The sequence below is a fragment of the Cronobacter sp. EKM101R genome (assembly GCF_963888145.1).
Classification (GTDB): domain Bacteria; phylum Pseudomonadota; class Gammaproteobacteria; order Enterobacterales; family Enterobacteriaceae; genus Cronobacter; species Cronobacter turicensis.
On record NZ_CAWPHW010000013.1, the window covers coordinates 9,802 to 26,297 of the forward strand.

33 protein-coding genes and 1 pseudogene are annotated in these 16,496 nt (G+C 50.5%); 1 reads left to right on the forward strand and 33 read right to left on the reverse strand.

Features of this window, described 5'->3' with window-relative positions; all coding sequences use genetic code 11:
* Positions 1-34 precede the first annotated feature (34 nt).
* The 30 genes from zntR to rpsJ form a co-directional block, all read right to left on the reverse strand.
* On the reverse strand, positions 35-460 hold the full coding sequence (zntR, locus tag AACV31_RS11810; protein WP_105538944.1) for a Zn(2+)-responsive transcriptional regulator: 426 nt from the start codon (positions 458-460) through the stop codon (positions 35-37).
* Positions 461-462: 2 nt separating this feature from the next.
* Complete coding sequence (locus AACV31_RS11815; RefSeq protein ID WP_075198642.1) at positions 463-828, reverse strand: DnaJ family domain-containing protein; 366 nt, start codon at positions 826-828, stop codon at positions 463-465.
* Between the two features lie 117 nt (positions 829-945).
* Positions 946-1,332, reverse strand: a complete 387-nt coding sequence (rplQ, locus tag AACV31_RS11820; protein WP_015742706.1) for a 50S ribosomal protein L17 — start codon at positions 1,330-1,332, stop codon at positions 946-948.
* A gap of 40 nt (positions 1,333-1,372) precedes the next feature.
* Complete coding sequence (locus AACV31_RS11825) at positions 1,373-2,362, reverse strand: DNA-directed RNA polymerase subunit alpha (protein ID WP_004388623.1); 990 nt, start codon at positions 2,360-2,362, stop codon at positions 1,373-1,375.
* A 25-nt stretch (positions 2,363-2,387) separates the two neighbouring features.
* Positions 2,388-3,008 (reverse strand): 30S ribosomal protein S4, encoded by a 621-nt coding sequence (rpsD, locus tag AACV31_RS11830; protein ID WP_004388622.1) that lies wholly within the window; start codon positions 3,006-3,008, stop codon positions 2,388-2,390.
* Between the two features lie 31 nt (positions 3,009-3,039).
* On the reverse strand, positions 3,040-3,429 hold the full coding sequence (gene rpsK / locus AACV31_RS11835; RefSeq protein WP_004388621.1) for a 30S ribosomal protein S11: 390 nt from the start codon (positions 3,427-3,429) through the stop codon (positions 3,040-3,042).
* A 16-nt stretch (positions 3,430-3,445) separates the two neighbouring features.
* Positions 3,446-3,802 (reverse strand): 30S ribosomal protein S13, encoded by a 357-nt coding sequence (gene rpsM / locus AACV31_RS11840; protein ID WP_004388620.1) that lies wholly within the window; start codon positions 3,800-3,802, stop codon positions 3,446-3,448.
* A 146-nt stretch (positions 3,803-3,948) separates the two neighbouring features.
* Positions 3,949-4,065, reverse strand: coding sequence for a 50S ribosomal protein L36 (gene rpmJ, locus AACV31_RS11845; RefSeq protein WP_000868187.1), 117 nt, complete (start codon positions 4,063-4,065; stop codon positions 3,949-3,951).
* A gap of 30 nt (positions 4,066-4,095) precedes the next feature.
* Entirely contained in the window at positions 4,096-5,427 is a 1,332-nt protein-coding gene (secY, locus tag AACV31_RS11850; protein WP_004388619.1) for a preprotein translocase subunit SecY, read from the reverse strand.
* Positions 5,428-5,434: 7 nt separating this feature from the next.
* A complete protein-coding gene (rplO, locus tag AACV31_RS11855; RefSeq protein ID WP_004388618.1) occupies positions 5,435-5,869 on the reverse strand; it encodes a 50S ribosomal protein L15 in 435 nt (144 codons plus the stop codon).
* Positions 5,870-5,872: 3 nt separating this feature from the next.
* Entirely contained in the window at positions 5,873-6,052 is a 180-nt protein-coding gene (gene rpmD, locus AACV31_RS11860; RefSeq protein WP_001140434.1) for a 50S ribosomal protein L30, read from the reverse strand.
* A gap of 6 nt (positions 6,053-6,058) precedes the next feature.
* On the reverse strand, positions 6,059-6,559 hold the full coding sequence (gene rpsE, locus AACV31_RS11865) for a 30S ribosomal protein S5 (RefSeq protein ID WP_004388617.1): 501 nt from the start codon (positions 6,557-6,559) through the stop codon (positions 6,059-6,061).
* A 14-nt stretch (positions 6,560-6,573) separates the two neighbouring features.
* Complete coding sequence (gene rplR, locus AACV31_RS11870) at positions 6,574-6,927, reverse strand: 50S ribosomal protein L18 (protein WP_000358956.1); 354 nt, start codon at positions 6,925-6,927, stop codon at positions 6,574-6,576.
* A gap of 9 nt (positions 6,928-6,936) precedes the next feature.
* Positions 6,937-7,470, reverse strand: a complete 534-nt coding sequence (gene rplF, locus AACV31_RS11875; RefSeq protein ID WP_004388616.1) for a 50S ribosomal protein L6 — start codon at positions 7,468-7,470, stop codon at positions 6,937-6,939.
* Between the two features lie 12 nt (positions 7,471-7,482).
* On the reverse strand, positions 7,483-7,875 hold the full coding sequence (gene rpsH, locus AACV31_RS11880; protein ID WP_007702493.1) for a 30S ribosomal protein S8: 393 nt from the start codon (positions 7,873-7,875) through the stop codon (positions 7,483-7,485).
* Between the two features lie 33 nt (positions 7,876-7,908).
* Complete coding sequence (gene rpsN, locus AACV31_RS11885) at positions 7,909-8,214, reverse strand: 30S ribosomal protein S14 (RefSeq protein WP_004388614.1); 306 nt, start codon at positions 8,212-8,214, stop codon at positions 7,909-7,911.
* Between the two features lie 14 nt (positions 8,215-8,228).
* The gene (rplE, locus tag AACV31_RS11890) at positions 8,229-8,768 is read right to left on the reverse strand and encodes a 50S ribosomal protein L5 (RefSeq protein WP_007702494.1); all 540 of its coding nucleotides are present in this window, start codon (positions 8,766-8,768) and stop codon (positions 8,229-8,231) included.
* 14 nt (positions 8,769-8,782) lie between these two features.
* On the reverse strand, positions 8,783-9,097 hold the full coding sequence (rplX, locus tag AACV31_RS11895; RefSeq protein ID WP_007369816.1) for a 50S ribosomal protein L24: 315 nt from the start codon (positions 9,095-9,097) through the stop codon (positions 8,783-8,785).
* A gap of 10 nt (positions 9,098-9,107) precedes the next feature.
* Positions 9,108-9,479 carry a 50S ribosomal protein L14 gene (gene rplN, locus AACV31_RS11900; RefSeq protein WP_004388611.1) on the reverse strand — a complete coding sequence of 124 codons (372 nt, stop codon included), beginning with the start codon at positions 9,477-9,479 and terminating at the stop codon, positions 9,108-9,110.
* A gap of 166 nt (positions 9,480-9,645) precedes the next feature.
* Complete coding sequence (gene rpsQ / locus AACV31_RS11905; RefSeq protein ID WP_000130100.1) at positions 9,646-9,900, reverse strand: 30S ribosomal protein S17; 255 nt, start codon at positions 9,898-9,900, stop codon at positions 9,646-9,648.
* Positions 9,900-10,091 (reverse strand): 50S ribosomal protein L29, encoded by a 192-nt coding sequence (gene rpmC / locus AACV31_RS11910; RefSeq protein WP_004388609.1) that lies wholly within the window; start codon positions 10,089-10,091, stop codon positions 9,900-9,902. The genes rpsQ and rpmC overlap by 1 nt, the downstream gene beginning before the upstream one ends.
* A complete protein-coding gene (rplP, locus tag AACV31_RS11915) occupies positions 10,091-10,501 on the reverse strand; it encodes a 50S ribosomal protein L16 (protein WP_004388608.1) in 411 nt (136 codons plus the stop codon). Before rplP ends, rpmC begins: the two co-directional genes overlap by 1 nt.
* 12 nt (positions 10,502-10,513) lie before the next feature.
* Complete coding sequence (gene rpsC / locus AACV31_RS11920) at positions 10,514-11,215, reverse strand: 30S ribosomal protein S3 (protein WP_004388607.1); 702 nt, start codon at positions 11,213-11,215, stop codon at positions 10,514-10,516.
* 17 nt (positions 11,216-11,232) lie between these two features.
* Positions 11,233-11,565, reverse strand: a complete 333-nt coding sequence (gene rplV / locus AACV31_RS11925; protein ID WP_000447529.1) for a 50S ribosomal protein L22 — start codon at positions 11,563-11,565, stop codon at positions 11,233-11,235.
* A 13-nt stretch (positions 11,566-11,578) separates the two neighbouring features.
* The gene (gene rpsS / locus AACV31_RS11930) at positions 11,579-11,857 is read right to left on the reverse strand and encodes a 30S ribosomal protein S19 (protein ID WP_001138115.1); all 279 of its coding nucleotides are present in this window, start codon (positions 11,855-11,857) and stop codon (positions 11,579-11,581) included.
* Between the two features lie 16 nt (positions 11,858-11,873).
* On the reverse strand, positions 11,874-12,695 hold the full coding sequence (gene rplB / locus AACV31_RS11935) for a 50S ribosomal protein L2 (RefSeq protein WP_000301864.1): 822 nt from the start codon (positions 12,693-12,695) through the stop codon (positions 11,874-11,876).
* 17 nt (positions 12,696-12,712) lie between these two features.
* Positions 12,713-13,015: a 50S ribosomal protein L23 gene (gene rplW, locus AACV31_RS11940; protein ID WP_004388606.1), complete on the reverse strand. Its 303-nt coding sequence runs from the start codon at positions 13,013-13,015 to the stop codon at positions 12,713-12,715.
* The gene (rplD, locus tag AACV31_RS11945; RefSeq protein WP_000424395.1) at positions 13,012-13,617 is read right to left on the reverse strand and encodes a 50S ribosomal protein L4; all 606 of its coding nucleotides are present in this window, start codon (positions 13,615-13,617) and stop codon (positions 13,012-13,014) included. The genes rplW and rplD overlap by 4 nt, the downstream gene beginning before the upstream one ends.
* A 10-nt stretch (positions 13,618-13,627) precedes the next feature.
* Positions 13,628-14,257 carry a 50S ribosomal protein L3 gene (gene rplC, locus AACV31_RS11950; protein ID WP_007702502.1) on the reverse strand — a complete coding sequence of 210 codons (630 nt, stop codon included), beginning with the start codon at positions 14,255-14,257 and terminating at the stop codon, positions 13,628-13,630.
* Between the two features lie 32 nt (positions 14,258-14,289).
* Positions 14,290-14,601, reverse strand: a complete 312-nt coding sequence (gene rpsJ / locus AACV31_RS11955; protein ID WP_001181005.1) for a 30S ribosomal protein S10 — start codon at positions 14,599-14,601, stop codon at positions 14,290-14,292.
* A gap of 378 nt (positions 14,602-14,979) precedes the next feature.
* Between rpsJ and AACV31_RS11960 the strand changes: the two genes are divergently transcribed.
* On the forward strand, positions 14,980-15,447 hold the full coding sequence (locus AACV31_RS11960) for a prepilin peptidase (protein WP_165157044.1): 468 nt from the start codon (positions 14,980-14,982) through the stop codon (positions 15,445-15,447).
* Positions 15,448-15,450: 3 nt separating this feature from the next.
* Here the strand turns inward: AACV31_RS11960 and bfr are convergent, their stop codons facing one another.
* From bfr to tuf, 3 genes and pseudogenes are all read right to left on the reverse strand, one after another.
* A complete protein-coding gene (bfr, locus tag AACV31_RS11965) occupies positions 15,451-15,927 on the reverse strand; it encodes a bacterioferritin (protein ID WP_007702509.1) in 477 nt (158 codons plus the stop codon).
* A gap of 65 nt (positions 15,928-15,992) precedes the next feature.
* Positions 15,993-16,187: a bacterioferritin-associated ferredoxin gene (bfd, locus tag AACV31_RS11970; protein WP_007764795.1), complete on the reverse strand. Its 195-nt coding sequence runs from the start codon at positions 16,185-16,187 to the stop codon at positions 15,993-15,995.
* A 177-nt stretch (positions 16,188-16,364) separates the two neighbouring features.
* Positions 16,365-16,496, reverse strand: a pseudogene (gene tuf, locus AACV31_RS11975) (elongation factor Tu); the annotation flags it as partial.

Here is a 16,496-nt window from a genome sequence, read left to right on the forward strand (position 1 = left end):
TTCGCGGCAAGTGTAGGCCTGCGAATGCAAAAGATCAATGTCGTCCATTCTCTCCGTTCGCACCTTGTTCCAGCGTCTCAAGAATCGAGCAGTAAACGCTGCTGTGCGCCGTCCCGCAGCACGCATCGTTTAGCTTTTGCAGCGAAACGCGCATGTTTTGCAACTCCTGTATTCGGCTGTCCACTTCATTCAATCGTGCTTGCACAATGCCTTTAGATTCCTGGCAGGTGTGATGCTCGGGATCAATGCGGATCGATAACAGTTCTCTTATCGCCTCAAGCGTGAAGCCTAACTGCCGGGCATGTCGGATGAAGCGCAGGCGCCGCAAATCGTTTTCAGTATAGAGCCGGAAACCGCCTTCTGTACGGATTTCATGCTCCATCATCTTCTGTTTCTCATAGTAACGCACGGTGTCAGGCGTAACATCAGCCAGACGGGCAAGTTCTCCGATACGGTACATTGTTACTCCTCCAGTTTACTGGCGACAGCGCGTGCATAGCTGCCATGCAAAAAATCAGTGCTCAGACCGGCTTGTTTTAATTTCAGCTCCAGGAGGGCCAGTCTTTTACAGACTCGTTGATAATCGGGGTGCTGCTGATTGATGCCCTGTAACAGATCGTTAAGCATCAACGCTTCTTTACGAGCTTCCAGTTCAGGCGGAAGATACCCTGCATTTTTCAGTAACCGGTAACCCACTCGTAGTTCAGGATCCAGATGAGAATCATCATCCAGCGTAAGAGGTTCGCCAGACCCTGGCAGATTATCGAATTCGCCTTTTTGTTGGGCTTCGAGAATATGACGCTCAGCCCACTGATCCATTAACCACATCGCGGCCTCCTGGAAGGGAATGAGAAAGAAGAACAGAAGTGAAGCATAGGCGATTGGCGCCGAGAACGACAGATATAAAAAAACCCGCCGAGGCGGGTTTTTTCACTACACTGCAAATTACTCTGCAGCTGCTTCTGCTTGCGGCTCGGCGCGATCAACCAGCTCGATGTATGCCATCGGAGCGTTGTCACCAGCACGGAAGCCACACTTCAGAATGCGAGTGTAACCACCGGCACGGGCCGCAAAACGCGGACCCAGCTCGTTAAACAGTTTTGCCACGATCTCGTTATCACGAGTGCGGGCGAATGCCAGACGACGATTAGCTACGCTATCAGTCTTGGCAAGAGTAATCAGCGGCTCAACTACGCGACGCAGCTCTTTCGCTTTAGGCAGGGTCGTCTTGATGATCTCATGACGAACCAGAGAACCTGCCATGTTGCGGAACATAGCCTGGCGATGGCTGCTGTTGCGGTTCAGTTGACGACCACTCTTACGATGGCGCATGACCTTATCCTTCTCAGTAAAACCTTAACCTGTGATCCGGTTACTCGTCAGCAATGCTTGCCGGTGGCCAGTTTTCCAGGCGCATGCCCAGAGAAAGACCACGGGAGGCCAGCACGTCTTTAATCTCAGTAAGAGATTTTTTACCAAGGTTAGGCGTTTTCAGCAACTCAACCTCGGTACGCTGTACCAGATCACCGATATAGTGGATAGCTTCTGCCTTAAGGCAGTTAGCAGAGCGGACAGTCAATTCCAGATCGTCAACAGGGCGCAGCAGGATCGGATCGAATTCTGGTTTCTCTTCTTTAACTTCCGGCTGACGTACATCACGTAAGTCAACGAAAGCTTCAAGTTGTTCTGCCAGGATGGTCGCCGCACGACGAATCGCCTCTTCAGGATCGATTGTGCCATTGGTTTCCATTTCGATGACCAGCTTGTCCAGGTCGGTACGCTGTTCTACACGCGCTGCTTCAACATTGTAGGCAATACGTTCTACAGGGCTGTAGCAAGCGTCGACCAGCAGACGGCCGATTGGGCGCTCATCTTCTTCCGAATGAATTCGGGCAGACGCCGGCACATAACCACGACCGCGCTGAACTTTGATACGCATGCTGATAGATGCGTTTTCATCGGTCAGGTGGCAGATCACGTGCTGCGGCTTGACGATTTCGACATCACCGTCGTGGGTGATGTCGGCTGCGGTTACAGGGCCAATGCCAGATTTATTCAGAGTAAGTACGACTTCATCTTTACCCTGAACTCTTACCGCCAGCCCTTTCAGGTTGAGCAGGATTTCCAGGATATCTTCCTGAACGCCTTCTTTGGTGCTGTACTCGTGCAGTACACCATCAATCTCAACCTCGGTCACCGCGCAACCCGGCATCGAAGAAAGCAGAATACGGCGCAGTGCGTTACCCAGAGTATGGCCAAAGCCACGCTCTAAAGGCTCAAGGGTCACCTTGGCGTGCGTCGAACTCACTTGCTCGATATCTACCAGGCGCGGTTTTAGAAACTCTGTCACAGAACCCTGCATTGTGTCCTCTCTTTGGTACTAAGCTTTACTTGGAGTAAAGCTCGACGATCAGGTGTTCGTTAATGTCCGCAGACAGATCGGTGCGCTCAGGCTTACGCTTGAAGGTACCTTCCATCTTGCCAGCATCAACTTCCAGCCAGGTTGGCTTTTCACGCTGCTCAGCCAGCTCCAGAGCGGCTTTCACGCGAGACTGCTTTTTCGCTTTCTCACGAACGCTGACTACGTCGTTCGGACTAACCTGGTAAGAAGCGATGTTAACAACACGACCGTTTACCATAATAGCTTTGTGGCTAACCAGCTGACGTGCTTCTGCACGAGTGGCGCCGAAGCCCATACGGTATACAACGTTGTCCAGACGACCTTCCAGCAGAGCCAACAGGTTTTCACCGGTGTTGCCTTTCAGACGCGCGGCTTCTTTATAGTAGTTACGGAACTGACGCTCCAGCACACCGTAGATACGGCGAACTTTTTGCTTTTCACGCAACTGCACACCATAGTCAGACAGACGCGGTTTACGCGCACCGTGCTGGCCAGGAGCTTGTTCAATTTTACACTTGGTATCGATCGCGCGAACGCCAGACTTAAGGAACAGGTCTGTGCCCTCGCGACGGCTCAGCTTGAGCTTAGGACCCAAATATCTTGCCATTTTCTTTCTCCAACATTCCTAAAAACGGGCGTTATACGCGACGTTTTTTCGGCGGACGACAACCGTTGTGAGGGATCGGAGTCACATCAGTAATATTAGTGATGCGGAAACCAGCGGCGTTCAGAGCACGAATAGTAGATTCGCGGCCCGGACCCGGTCCCTTAACCATAACTTCCAGGTTCTTGATACCGTATTCTTTCACGGCTTCTGCGCAACGCTCTGCTGCAACCTGAGCTGCGAACGGAGTGGATTTGCGAGAACCACGGAAACCGGAACCACCGGCAGTTGCCCAACCCAAAGCGTTACCTTGACGATCAGTAATAGTAACGATGGTGTTGTTGAAAGAAGCATGGATATGAGCCACGCCGTCAGAGACTTGTTTTCTTACACGTTTACGTGCACGAACTGGTGCCTTTGCCATTATTCAATCACCCCGATTATTTCTTGATCGGTTTGCGCGGACCCTTACGGGTACGTGCGTTGGTCTTGGTACGCTGACCGCGAACCGGGAGACCACGACGATGACGCAAACCGCGATAGCAACCAAGATCCATCAGGCGCTTGATGCTCATACTCACTTCACGGCGCAGATCACCTTCAACGACAAATTTGGCAACTTCGTCACGCAGCGTGTCGATTTGTTCTTCAGACAGCTCACTGATCTTAACATCTTCAGCGAAACCCACTGCAGCCAGGATAGCTTTAGAACGGGTTTTGCCGATACCGTAGATCGAGGTTAATGCGATTACGGCATGCTTATGATCAGGAATGTTAATGCCTGCTATACGGGCCACTATGCACTCCTACTATATTGATTATGCGTCCCATGCTGAAAAGCCCGTTTTCAGGATACTCAAATGGAAACGCACAGACATACAAAAGATTGGCTGGCTAATCTAGCCAGCTCAACCCAACTTTGCAAGAAAAATATGCGAGATAATCAGCCTTGACGCTGTTTATGCTTCGGCTCGGCACTGCAAATCACACGGATGACGCCATCACGCTTAACGATTTTGCAGTTACGGCATAATTTCTTGACGGAAGCACGAACTTTCATTTTTACTCTCCGTAACTTCTCAAGCGACCATTAACGGCCATAGCCTTTGAGGTTCGCTTTCTTCAATGCAGACTCATACTGACTAGACATCATCAGAGTTTGCACTTGAGCCATAAAGTCCATGATCACAACAACAACGATGAGTAACGACGTTCCACCGAAATAGAACGGGACTTTCATTGCGTCACGCATGAACTCCGGGATCAGGCAAATGAAAGTAATATACAGCGCGCCAACGAGAGTCAGGCGTGTCATTACTTTATCGATATACTTCGCCGTTTGTTCTCCCGGACGAATTCCTGGTACAAATGCACCGGACTTCTTCAGGTTATCTGCTGTCTCACGCGGGTTGAAAACCAACGCCGTGTAGAAGAAACAGAAGAAGATGATTGCAGACGCATAGAGTAACACATAAAGCGGTTGCCCAGGCTGCAAATACAGCGAAATTGTTGTCAGCCAGTTCCAACCAGTACCGCCCCCGAACCATGACGCGATGGTCGCCGGGAACAGAATAATACTGGAAGCGAAAATCGCCGGAATAACCCCAGCCATGTTCACTTTCAGCGGCAAATGTGTGCTCTGTGCAGCATAGACACGACGACCTTGCTGACGTTTTGCATAGTTCACGACGATACGGCGCTGACCACGCTCAACAAAGACAACAAAGAAAGTCACTGCGAATACTAATACTGCAACCAACAGCAACAGGAGGAAGTGCAGGTCGCCTTGCCGCGCTTGCTCGATGGTATGGCCAATGGCCGGCGGAAGCCCCGCAACGATACCAGCGAAGATTATGATTGAGATACCGTTGCCGATACCACGTTCAGTAATCTGTTCGCCCAGCCACATCAGGAACATTGTCCCGGTAACCAGACTCACAACAGCGGTGAAATAGAATGCAAAGCCCGGATTAATTACCAGGCCTTGCATACCAGGCATATTCGGCAGACCGGTAGCAATACCGATCGACTGAAATATTGCCAGCACCAGAGTACCGTAGCGGGTGTACTGGCTGATCTTACGACGACCAGACTCCCCTTCTTTCTTCATTTCTGCCAGCGTCGGATGAACGACGGTCAACAGCTGGATAATAATAGAAGCCGAAATATACGGCATAATACCCAGAGCGAAGATAGAAGCACGGCTAAGAGCACCACCAGAGAACATGTTGAACATTTCAATGATGGTGCCACGCTGTTGCTCAAGCAGTTTGGCAAGTACAGCGGCATCAATACCAGGGATCGGAATAAAAGAGCCAATTCGGAACACAATCAGCGCACCGATAACAAACAGCAGTCTGCGTTTCAGTTCGCCAAGGCCACCTTTGGCACTTTGAAAATCTAATCCCGGTTGTTTAGCCATCTGCTACTTATTCCTCGATTTTACCGCCAGCAGCTTCGATAGCAGCACGAGCGCCTTTAGTCACACGCAGGCCACGAACAGTTACCGGACGAGTAACTTCACCAGCCAGAATCACTTTCGCGAATTCGATCTGGATGCCGATAATGTTTGCCGCTTTCAGCGTGTTCAGGTCAACTACGTCGCCTTCTACTTTAGCCAGATCAGACAGACGAACTTCTGCGGTGATCATTGCTTTACGAGAAGTAAAACCGAATTTCGGCAGACGACGGTACAGAGGCATCTGACCACCCTCGAAACCGCGACGTACGCCACCGCCAGAACGAGATTTCTGACCTTTGTGACCACGACCACCGGTTTTACCGAGGCCAGAACCGATACCACGACCCAGGCGTTTACCCGCCTTTTTGGAGCCTTCGGCCGGAGACAGAGTATTTAAACGCATCTCTTACTCCTCAACTTTAACCATGAAGGAAACCGCGTTGACCATACCGCGAACAGCAGGAGTATCCTCGCGCTCAACGGTGTGACCAATACGACGCAGACCCAGGCCAAGCAGCGTTGCCTTGTGTTTCGGCAGACGACCGATTGCACTGCGGGTTTGAGTGATTTTAATAGTCTTTGCCATGGTCAATTACCCCAGAATTTCTTCAACGGATTTACCACGCTTGGCAGCGACCATTTCCGGGGATTTCATATTGGCCAGGCCATCAATAGTCGCACGAACCACGTTAATCGGGTTGGTGGAACCATAGGCTTTAGCCAGTACGTTATGAACCCCAGCGACTTCCAGAACGGCGCGCATTGCACCACCGGCGATGATACCGGTACCTTCGGAAGCCGGCTGCATGAATACACGAGAACCCGTGTGAGCACCTTTAACCGGGTGCTGCAGGGTGCCGTGGTTCAGCGCGACGTTAATCATATTGCGACGAGCTTTTTCCATCGCTTTCTGGATCGCTGCCGGAACTTCGCGTGCTTTACCGTAACCAAAACCAACGCGGCCGTTGCCATCACCAACTACAGTCAGAGCGGTGAAGCTAAAAATACGACCACCTTTTACGGTTTTAGATACGCGGTTTACCGCGATCAGCTTTTCCTGCAGTTCGCCAGCTTGTTTTTCGATGTGAGCCATCTTACACCTCTACCTTAGAACTGAAGGCCAGCTTCACGGGCAGCATCTGCCAGTGCCTGGACACGACCATGATATTGGAAACCAGAGCGGTCAAAGGAAACATCTTTGATGCCTTTTTCCAGCGCGCGCTCAGCAACAGCTTTACCAACTGCAGCAGCGGCGTCTTTGTTTCCAGTGTACTTCAGTTGCTCAGCGATAGCTTTTTCTACAGTAGAAGCAGCTACCAGAACTTCAGAACCGTTCGGGGCGATTACCTGTGCGTAAATATGACGCGGGGTACGATGTACCACCAGGCGGGTCGCACCAAGCTCTTTGAGCTTGCGACGTGCGCGGGTCGCACGACGGATACGAGCAGATTTCTTATCCATAGTGTTACCTTACTTCTTCTTAGCCTCTTTGGTACGCACGACTTCGTCGGCGTAACGAACACCCTTGCCTTTATAAGGCTCAGGACGACGGTAGGCGCGCAGGTCAGCAGCAACCTGGCCGATCAGCTGTTTATCCGCGCCTTTCAGCACGATTTCAGTCTGAGACGGACATTCTGCAGTGATACCCGCAGGCAGCTGATGATCAACAGGGTGAGAGAAACCCAGAGACAGGTTTACTACATTCCCTTTGATCGCTGCACGATAACCTACACCAACCAGCTGCAGCTTCTTAGTGAAGCCTTCGGTAACACCGATAACCATTGAATTCAGCAGGGCACGCGCGGTACCAGCCTGAGCCCAACCGTCTGCGTAACCATCACGCGGACCGAAGGTCAGAGCATTATCTGCATGTTTAACTTCAACAGCATCGTTGAGAGTACGAGTCAGCTCGCCGTTTTTACCTTTGATCGTGATAACCTGACCGTTGAGTTTTACATCAACGCCGGCAGGAATAACGACCGGTGCTTTAGCAACACGAGACATTGTTTCCTCCGATTAGGCTACGTAGCAGATAATTTCGCCACCAAGACCAGCCTGGCGCGCTGCACGATCAGTCATAACACCTTTAGAGGTAGAAATAACCGCGATACCCAGGCCGGCCATAACTTTCGGCAGCTCATCTTTTTTCTTATAGATGCGCAGACCTGGGCGGCTGACACGCTGAATGCTTTCTACAACAGCTTTACCCTGGAAGTATTTAAGAGTTACTTCCAGTTCCGGCTTGGTGTCGCCTTCAACTTTAAAATCTTCAATAAAACCTTCTTCCTTCAGCACGTTGGCGATTGCCACTTTCAGCTTGGAGGAAGGCATGGTGACCGCAGCTTTGTTCGCGGCCTGACCGTTACGGATACGGGTCAGCATATCCGCGATCGGATCTTGCATGCTCATCTGTCTTTACTCCCGTGATTCAATTGGTGACAATTACCAGCTAGCCTTTTTCAGACCCGGGATTTCACCGCGCATAGCGGCTTCACGGACCTTGATACGGCTCAACCCGAACTTCCGCAGGAAAGCGTGCGGACGACCAGTTTGACGGCAGCGGTTACGCTGACGAGACGGGCTGGAATCACGCGGCAGAGTCTGCAGCTTCAGAACAGCGTTCCAACGATCTTCGTCGGAAGCGTTCACATCAGAAATGATCGCTTTCAGTTCAGCGCGTTTAGCGAAGTATTTTTCAGCTAAAGCTACGCGCTTTACTTCGCGTGCTTTCATTGATTGCTTAGCCATGAAGTAACCCTACCTTACTTGCGGAACGGGAAGTCAAAGGCAGCCAGCAGAGCACGGCCTTCTTCATCAGATTTCGCAGTAGTGGTAATGGTAATATCCAAACCACGAACGCGATCGACTTTGTCATAGTCGATTTCCGGGAAGATGATCTGCTCACGGACACCCATGCTGTAATTGCCACGACCGTCGAAAGACTTAGCGGACAGGCCGCGGAAGTCACGAATACGCGGTACAGCAATAGTGATCAGGCGCTCAAAGAACTCCCACATGCGTTCGCCACGCAGAGTTACTTTACAGCCGATCGGATAGCCCTGACGGATTTTGAAGCCTGCAACAGATTTGCGTGCTTTGGTGATCAGCGGTTTTTGACCGGAGATTGCTGCCAGGTCAGCTGCTGCGTTATCCAGCAGTTTCTTGTCAGCGATCGCTTCACCAACACCCATGTTCAGGGTGATCTTCTCGACCCGAGGGACTTGCATGACAGAATTGTAGTTAAACTCAGTCATGAGTTTGTTAACTACTTCGTCTTTGTAGTAATCATGCAGTTTCGCCATCGTACTACTCCAAATTACTTGATAGTTTCGCTGTTAGACTTGAAGAAACGGACTTTTTTGCCGTCTTCGAATCTAAAGCCTACACGGTCAGCCTTGCCGGTTGCCGCATTGAAGATTGCAACGTTAGAAACCTGAATAGCAGCTTCTTTTTCAACGATGCCACCCGGTTGGTTCAGGGCCGGAACCGGCTTCTGATGTTTCTTAACCAGGTTGATACCTTCAACAATGATCTTGCCGGAAGACAGGACATTTTTTACTTTACCGCGTTTACCTTTATCTTTACCGGTTAACACGATAACTTCGTCATCACGACGGATTTTCGCTGCCATGATTCGCTCCTTAGAGTACTTCTGGTGCCAGAGAGATGATTTTCATAAACTTCTCAGAACGAAGTTCACGAGTTACCGGCCCAAAAATACGCGTACCGATAGGCTGCTCGCTGTTGTTGTTCAGAAGAACACAAGCATTGCCATCGAAGCGAACGACAGAACCGTCAGGGCGACGAACACCCTTCTTGGTGCGCACCACTACCGCCTTCAGCACATCACCTTTCTTAACTTTACCGCGCGGAATTGCTTCCTTGATGGTAATTTTGATGATGTCGCCGACGCCTGCGTAGCGACGGTGCGAGCCACCCAGAACCTTGATACACATTACGCGACGCGCGCCGGAGTTGTCGGCGACGTTCAGCATAGTCTGTTCTTGGATCATTTCAGTGCTCCGCTAATGTCAACTACTACTTCGGGACCTAACTTTCAGGTCGTTAAAAATCCCCATAATCGAGGGCGCGGCATTATAACACCGCTCACAGGATATGGGTAGAAAAAATAAACGGCTCATCGCTGAGCCGTTTATTCTGTTAGAGAGCGCTACTCTATTACAGAACCGCTTTCTCTACAACGCGAACCAGCGTCCAGGACTTGGTCTTGGACAGCGGACGGCATTCGCGGATTTCAACCACGTCACCGATACCGCATTCGTTGTTCTCGTCATGTACGTGCAGTTTGGTCGTACGCTTAATGAATTTACCGTAGATCGGGTGTTTCACAAAACGCTCGATGGCAACAACAATGGATTTCTCCATTTTGTCGCTAACAACGCGACCTTGCAGAGTACGGATTTTATCGGTCATTACGCACCCGCCTTCTCAGTCAGTAAAGTCTTAACGCGTGCGACATCACGACGCACTTGCTTCAACAGGTGAGTCTGTTGCAGCTGGCCACTTGCAGCCTGCATACGCAGGTTGAACTGCTCGCGCAGCAGGTTAAGCAGCTCGGTGTTCAGCTCTTCAACACTCTTCTCACGCAGCTCTTTTGCTTTCATTACATCACCGTCTTAGTTACAAAGGTGGTTTTAATCGGCAGTTTCGCTGCTGCCAGCTTGAATGCTTCACGGGCCAGCTCTTCCGGCACACCGTCCATTTCGTACAGGACTTTACCCGGCTGAATCAAGGCAACCCAATACTCCACGTTACCTTTACCTTTACCCATACGCACTTCCAGCGGCTTTTCGGTGATCGGTTTGTCCGGGAATACACGGATCCAGATCTTACCCTGACGCTTAACTGCACGGGTCATTGCACGACGTGCTGCTTCGATCTGACGGGCAGTCAGACGACCACGGCCAACAGCTTTAAGACCGTAAGTGCCGAAGCTAACATCCGTACCCTGCGCCAGACCACGGTTGCGGCCTTTGTGCACTTTACGGAATTTTGTACGCTTTGGTTGTAACATCAGCGACGCTCCTTATTTACGGCCTTTACGCTGCTGCTTTTTAGGTTGAGCAGCCGGTTTTTCCGGTTGTTCAACAGCAGCCATACCACCAAGGATCTCACCTTTGAAGATCCACACTTTAACGCCGATTACACCGTAAGTGGTGTGCGCTTCGGAGGTGTTGTAGTCAATGTCAGCGCGCAGAGTGTGCAGCGGAACGCGACCCTCACGGTACCATTCGGTACGTGCGATCTCAGCGCCGCCCAGACGGCCGCTAACTTCAACTTTGATACCTTTAGCGCCCAGACGCATGGCGTTCTGAACAGCACGCTTCATAGCACGACGGAACATAACACGACGTTCCAGCTGAGAAGTGATGCTGTCAGCAACCAGTTTTGCGTCCAGTTCAGGTTTACGAACTTCGGCGATATTGATCTGTGCAGGCACGCCAGCGATGTCCGCTACGCCCTTACGCAGTTTTTCAACGTCTTCACCTTTTTTACCGATAACGATACCCGGGCGAGCAGTGTGAATAGTCACACGGATGCTTTTAGCCGGACGCTCGATAACGATACGAGATACAGACGCTTTAGCCAGTTCCTTGTTCAGGTACTGACGAACTTTAAAGTCGCTGTCCAGGTTGTCAGCGAATTCTTTGGTGTTCGCGAACCAGGTAGAGTTCCATGGTTTGACAATACCCAGGCGAATACCATTAGGATGTACTTTCTGACCCATTGCTAGTCTCCAGAGTCTCAGCGATCGGACACAACCACAGTGATGTGGCTGGTGCGCTTCAGAATGCGATCTGCACGACCTTTCGCACGCGGCATAATGCGTTTCATGCTCGGGCCTTCGTCTACGAAAATTTTCGTGACTTTCAGATCGTCAATGTCAGCGCCATCGTTGTGTTCAGCGTTAGCAATGGCAGATTCCAGGACTTTCTTAACCAATACAGCCGCTTTCTTATTGGTGTAGGTCAGAATATCCAGAGCCTGCGACACTTTCTTACCGCGAATCAGGTCAGCCACGAGGCGAACCTTCTGAGCAGAAGAACGAGCATGGCGATGTTTAGCGATAGTTTCCATCTCTTCCTCCTACTTATTTCTTCTTGGCTTTTTTATCAGCCGCGTGACCGCGATAAGTACGGGTCGGTGCGAATTCACCCAGTTTGTGACCGACCATTTCATCGGAAACAAAGACTGGAACGTGCTGACGACCATTATGGACAGCGATGGTCAAACCGATCATGTTTGGAAAGATCGTTGAACGACGGGACCAAGTGCGCAGGGGCTTCTTGTCACCGCTTTCCACCGCTTTCTCTACCTTCTTCAGCAAGTGCAGGTCAATAAAAGGACCTTTCTTGAGAGAACGTGGCATGGCTTATCCTCTAAAATTATTTGCTACGGCGACGTACGATGAATTTATCAGTACGCTTGTTGCTGCGGGTCTTCTTACCTTTGGTCTGAACGCCCCACGGAGTTACCGGGTGCTTACCAAAGTTACGACCTTCACCACCACCATGTGGGTGATCTACCGGGTTCATCGCCGTACCGCGAACGGTAGGACGAACACCACGCCAGCGTGCAGCACCTGCTTTACCCAGAACGCGCAGCATATGCTCAGCGTTACCAACTTCGCCCAGAGTCGCGCGGCAGTCAGCTTCCACTTTACGCATTTCGCCAGAACGCAGACGCAGGGTGACATAAGCACCGTCACGAGCAACGATCTGAACATAGGTACCAGCAGAACGTGCCAGCTGACCGCCTTTACCTGGTTTCATTTCTACGTTGTGAACAGTAGAACCAACCGGGATGTTGCGCATCGGCAGGGTGTTACCTGGTTTGATAGCAGCATCAACGCCAGACTGAATCTGGTCGCCAGCTTTCAGGCCTTTCGGGGCCAGGATGTAACGGCGTTCGCCATCTTTGTACAGAACCAGTGCGATGTTCGCAGAGCGGTTCGGATCGTACTCAAGACGTTCAACAACTGCCGGGATACCGTCTTTGTTGCGTTTGAAGTCAACAATACGGTAGGCCTGTTTGTGACCACCACCGATGTGACGAGTGGTGATACGGCCATTGTTGTTACGACCACCGGATTTGCTGTTTTTTTCCAGCAACGGAGCAAAAGGTTTGCCCTTGTGCAGCTCAGGGTTAACCACTTTAACAACGTGGCGACGACCCGGAGATGTCGGTTTACATTTAACAACTGCCATTGTATTACTCCTCCGACTTACTCAGCGCCGCCGATGAAGTCCAGATTCTGGCCTTCTTTCAGGGTGACGTAAGCTTTTTTCCAGTCGCTACGACGACCGATACGCTGTCCGTGACGTTTAACTTTCCCTTTAACTACCAGGGTGTTAACGACTTCGACTTCGACTTCAAACAGTTTCTGCACAGCAGCTTTGATTTCTGCTTTAGTCGCGTCTTTAGCAACTTTGAGAACGATGGTGTTGGTTTTTTCCATCGCAGTAGACGCTTTTTCAGAAACGTGCGGTGCGCGCAGCACCTTCAGCAGACGTTCTTCACGAATCATGCCAGCATCTCCTCAACTTGCTTAACAGCATCAGCAGTCATTACGACTTTGTCGAAGGCGATCAGGCTAACCGGGTCGATACCTGTAGCATCACGTACGTCAACCTTGTGCAGGTTACGTGCGGCCAGGAACAGGTTCTCGTCCAGCTCACCGGTGATGATCAGCACATCTTCCAGAGCCATGTCTTTCAGTTTCTGTGCCAGCAGCTTGGTTTTCGGCGCTTCTACAGAGAACTTCTCGACAACGATCAGACGATCCTGACGTACCAGTTCGGACAGGATGCTTTTCAGCGCGCCGCGGTACATCTTTTTGTTAACTTTTTGACTGTGGTCCTGCGGACGCGCAGCGAAGGTCACGCCACCAGAGCGCCAAATCGGGCTCTTGATGGAACCAGAACGCGCACGACCGGTACCTTTCTGGCGCCACGGTTTTTTACCGGAGCCAGTTACTTCAGCACGGGTCTTCTGAGCACGAGTACCCTGACGAGCACCAGCTGCGTAAGCAACTACAACCTGGTGTACCAGCGCTTCGTTGAAATCACGACCGAAGGTAGTTTCGGAAACAGTCAGCGCGCTCTGCGCGTCTTTCAGTACTAATTCCATTGCTATCTCCTCACGCCTTCACAGCTGGTTTAACGATCAGGTCGCTACCGGTTGCACCCGGGACAGCACCTTTAACCAGCAGCAGGTTGCGCTCAGCGTCAACACGTACTACGTCCAGGCTCTGAACAGTTACACGTTCGTTACCCAGCTGACCTGCCATTTTCTTGCCTTTGAACACTTTGCCCGGAGTCTGGTTCTGACCGATAGAACCCGGAACGCGGTGAGACAAGGAGTTACCGTGGGTAGCGTCCTGGGTACGGAAGTTCCAGCGCTTAACGGTACCGGCGAAACCTTTACCTTTAGAGGTGCCAGTTACGTCGACTTTTTTAACTTCAGCAAACAGCTCAACGCTAATGCTCTGACCTACAGTGAATTCTTCGCCATCAGCGAGACGGAATTCCCACAGACCACGGCCAGCTTCTACGCCAGCTTTAGCGAAGTGACCCGCTTCCGGCTTAGTTACGCGGTTAGCTTTTTTAGCACCGGTGGTAACCTGCACAGCGCGGTAGCCGTCGTTAGCCAGGTCTTTAACCTGAGTAACGCGGTTTGCTTCAACTTCGATTACGGTTACTGGGATAGAAACGCCTTCTTCAGTGAAGATGCGGGTCATACCCACTTTTTTACCGACTAAACCAATCATTGTTTCAACCTCTCAATCGCTCAATGACCTGATTAACCCAGGCTGATCTGCACGTCTACACCGGCAGCCAGATCCAGACGCATCAGAGCATCAACGGTTTTCTCGGTTGGCTCAACGATGTCAACCAGACGCTTGTGAGTGCGGATTTCGTACTGATCGCGCGCGTCTTTGTTAACGTGCGGAGAGATCAGAACGGTAAAGCGCTCTTTGCGGGTCGGCAGCGGGATCGGACCACGGACTTGCGCACCAGTGCGCTTAGCAGTCTCGACGATTTCCGCGGTTGATTGATCGATCAGACGATGATCAAACGCTTTCAGGCGGATACGGATTCTTTGGTTCTGCATGAGACCAGAGCTCCAATTATTTTATAGACGAAAATGATTACTCCTCGAACCCATTACGATTGATGGGAGAGTGTAATCGTTCTTACGTAGCTCCCCGATTGGGAGCATTGTTTGATAGTCAAACAGCAACTATCAGGGTTCATATCGAACCTGCCGTCATTAATGACAAGCCCGCGCATTATACGTAAATCTGACGGCGACGCAAGCAGTGATTAGAAATTCAACATCCTTTCGCGCTGCCTCGCATTCCTTTGTAAAGGCTTTGTACACATAGCTGCTTTACTGGAAAGAAGTTCGCATTAGTGAAAGAAGGTTGTTTTTGATGCCTCATGGAAAGCGTATTTTGCCAGTCCGTCAGGAGTGCTTCAGGAATGAAAAATGATAACGATATGGATATCTGGTTATGTTTTGCTCAATGCCATGCTTGTAGCAAAGGATCTACGTGAAGGTCTGCTCCCTGACAGCCTCACTTGCCCCCTGCTCTGGCTGGGGCTTTCTTATCATCTTATCTTTCAGCCACAATCTCTGGCGGATGCTGTCACTGGCGCATTGGTCGGTTACCTTTCGTTATGGTTGTTGTACTGGGCCTACCGTTGTCTGCGCAGGTATGAAGGGCTGGGCTATGGCGATGTAAAATTTTTGGGTGCGCTGGGCGCCTGGCATGGATGGCAAATGCTTGGTCTGCTGCTCGTTATCGCATCTGTATTAGGACTCATTGCCGTATTTATGTTTTACCGGCTAAAAGGGCGGGCTCTTTTATGTAAAACCCCGCTACCTTTTGGGCCGTTTATGGCGGTAGCAGGGTTAATATGCAGCGGCACTACATTCCACATAATGACTCTGTGAACGTTAGCTCTGCTCTTTAATCTGGGACTGAATGTAATTCTGCAAGCCAATTTTCCCGATAAGATCCAGTTCGGTTTCCAGCCAGTCGATGTGATGTTCTTCGTCTTCAAGAATTTTAATCATGATATCCCTGCTGACGTAGTCATGAATAGAATCAGCATAGGCGATCGCTTCACGTAGATCTTTCGCCCCTTCCATCTCAAGCGTGAGATCGGAGCGCAGCATTTCTTCTACGTCTTCGCCTATATGTAACTTGCCCAGGTCCTGCAGGTTGGGGATACCTTCAAGAAAGAGAATGCGCTCGATATAGATATCGGCGTGCTTCATCTCATCAATGGATTCATGATACTCAACATCGTTGAGGCGCATCAGGCCCCAGTTTTTGAACATTCTCGCATGGAGAAAGTACTGATTGATTGCGACTAGCTCGTTTCCCAATAATTTATTGAGATAATTTATTATCTTGATATCACCTTTCATTTTGCTTCCCTCCGCTTCCACTACATGAAGCGTAGATGGGCTGGCGAGGAAGTCAAAATCTCAGGTTATGCAATTTCCTGATATTCCGGGATCTGCATCAGTTCGTCTTGCATAATTTCACGCGCAGCACGGACACACTTACCGCACTGGTTACCGACAGGCATAAATTTACGCAACTGCTGGAAGGACTGGGGATGGTGCTGGCGTACCGCCTGCCGTATTTTTTTATCGCTGATACCATTACACAAACAAACGTACATGATAACTCCCGTTCAGTTTATGCACAGATTTTAAATGAGAATGGTTATGATTACAACCAGGCTTGAATAGACTTTTATCTGGCAAGAAGCGTTTGATGAACGGAAAAATAGTATCCAGACTATTTTCCTTTATAAAACAAAAAGGGCGCCGAAGCGCCCTTTTCAATTCTGAAGCAATTAGCCCAGAACTTTAGCAACCACGCCCGCGCCAACGGTACGGCCGCCTTCGCGAATTGCGAAACGCAGACCGTCGTCCATCGCGATCGGGTGGATCAGGGTGACAACCATTTTGATGTTGTCGCCCGGCAT

Bases quoted from the DNA above. Each gene is read 5' to 3' on its own strand.
- zntR (WP_105538944.1), bottom strand. From the start codon at position 460: ATGTACCGTATCGGAGAACTTGCCCGTCTGGCTGATGTTACGCCTGAC.
- AACV31_RS11815 (WP_075198642.1), bottom strand. From the start codon at position 828: ATGTGGTTAATGGATCAGTGGGCTGAGCGTCATATTCTCGAAGCCCAA.
- rplQ (WP_015742706.1), bottom strand. From the start codon at position 1,332: ATGCGCCATCGTAAGAGTGGTCGTCAACTGAACCGCAACAGCAGCCAT.
- AACV31_RS11825 (WP_004388623.1), bottom strand. From the start codon at position 2,362: ATGCAGGGTTCTGTGACAGAGTTTCTAAAACCGCGCCTGGTAGATATC.
- rpsD (WP_004388622.1), bottom strand. From the start codon at position 3,008: ATGGCAAGATATTTGGGTCCTAAGCTCAAGCTGAGCCGTCGCGAGGGC.
- rpsK (WP_004388621.1), bottom strand. From the start codon at position 3,429: ATGGCAAAGGCACCAGTTCGTGCACGTAAACGTGTAAGAAAACAAGTC.
- rpmJ (WP_000868187.1), bottom strand. From the start codon at position 4,065: ATGAAAGTTCGTGCTTCCGTCAAGAAATTATGCCGTAACTGCAAAATC.
- secY (WP_004388619.1), bottom strand. From the start codon at position 5,427: ATGGCTAAACAACCGGGATTAGATTTTCAAAGTGCCAAAGGTGGCCTT.
- rplO (WP_004388618.1), bottom strand. From the start codon at position 5,869: ATGCGTTTAAATACTCTGTCTCCGGCCGAAGGCTCCAAAAAGGCGGGT.
- rpmD (WP_001140434.1), bottom strand. From the start codon at position 6,052: ATGGCAAAGACTATTAAAATCACTCAAACCCGCAGTGCAATCGGTCGT.
- rpsE (WP_004388617.1), bottom strand. From the start codon at position 6,559: ATGGCTCACATCGAAAAACAAGCTGGCGAACTGCAGGAAAAGCTGATC.
- rplR (WP_000358956.1), bottom strand. From the start codon at position 6,927: ATGGATAAGAAATCTGCTCGTATCCGTCGTGCGACCCGCGCACGTCGC.
- rplF (WP_004388616.1), bottom strand. From the start codon at position 7,470: ATGTCTCGTGTTGCTAAAGCACCGGTCGTTATTCCTGCCGGCGTTGAT.
- rpsH (WP_007702493.1), bottom strand. From the start codon at position 7,875: ATGAGCATGCAAGATCCGATCGCGGATATGCTGACCCGTATCCGTAAC.
- rpsN (WP_004388614.1), bottom strand. From the start codon at position 8,214: ATGGCTAAGCAATCAATGAAAGCACGCGAAGTAAAGCGCGTAGCTTTA.
- rplE (WP_007702494.1), bottom strand. From the start codon at position 8,768: ATGGCGAAACTGCATGATTACTACAAAGACGAAGTAGTTAACAAACTC.
- rplX (WP_007369816.1), bottom strand. From the start codon at position 9,097: ATGGCAGCGAAAATCCGTCGTGATGACGAAGTTATCGTGTTAACCGGT.
- rplN (WP_004388611.1), bottom strand. From the start codon at position 9,479: ATGATCCAAGAACAGACTATGCTGAACGTCGCCGACAACTCCGGCGCG.
- rpsQ (WP_000130100.1), bottom strand. From the start codon at position 9,900: ATGACCGATAAAATCCGTACTCTGCAAGGTCGCGTTGTTAGCGACAAA.
- rpmC (WP_004388609.1), bottom strand. From the start codon at position 10,091: ATGAAAGCAAAAGAGCTGCGTGAGAAGAGTGTTGAAGAGCTGAACACC.
- rplP (WP_004388608.1), bottom strand. From the start codon at position 10,501: ATGTTACAACCAAAGCGTACAAAATTCCGTAAAGTGCACAAAGGCCGC.
- rpsC (WP_004388607.1), bottom strand. From the start codon at position 11,215: ATGGGTCAGAAAGTACATCCTAATGGTATTCGCCTGGGTATTGTCAAA.
- rplV (WP_000447529.1), bottom strand. From the start codon at position 11,565: ATGGAAACTATCGCTAAACATCGCCATGCTCGTTCTTCTGCTCAGAAG.
- rpsS (WP_001138115.1), bottom strand. From the start codon at position 11,857: ATGCCACGTTCTCTCAAGAAAGGTCCTTTTATTGACCTGCACTTGCTG.
- rplB (WP_000301864.1), bottom strand. From the start codon at position 12,695: ATGGCAGTTGTTAAATGTAAACCGACATCTCCGGGTCGTCGCCACGTT.
- rplW (WP_004388606.1), bottom strand. From the start codon at position 13,015: ATGATTCGTGAAGAACGTCTGCTGAAGGTGCTGCGCGCACCGCACGTT.
- rplD (WP_000424395.1), bottom strand. From the start codon at position 13,617: ATGGAATTAGTACTGAAAGACGCGCAGAGCGCGCTGACTGTTTCCGAA.
- rplC (WP_007702502.1), bottom strand. From the start codon at position 14,257: ATGATTGGTTTAGTCGGTAAAAAAGTGGGTATGACCCGCATCTTCACT.
- rpsJ (WP_001181005.1), bottom strand. From the start codon at position 14,601: ATGCAGAACCAAAGAATCCGTATCCGCCTGAAAGCGTTTGATCATCGT.
- AACV31_RS11960 (WP_165157044.1), top strand. From the start codon at position 14,980: ATGATAACGATATGGATATCTGGTTATGTTTTGCTCAATGCCATGCTT.
- bfr (WP_007702509.1), bottom strand. From the start codon at position 15,927: ATGAAAGGTGATATCAAGATAATAAATTATCTCAATAAATTATTGGGA.
- bfd (WP_007764795.1), bottom strand. From the start codon at position 16,187: ATGTACGTTTGTTTGTGTAATGGTATCAGCGATAAAAAAATACGGCAG.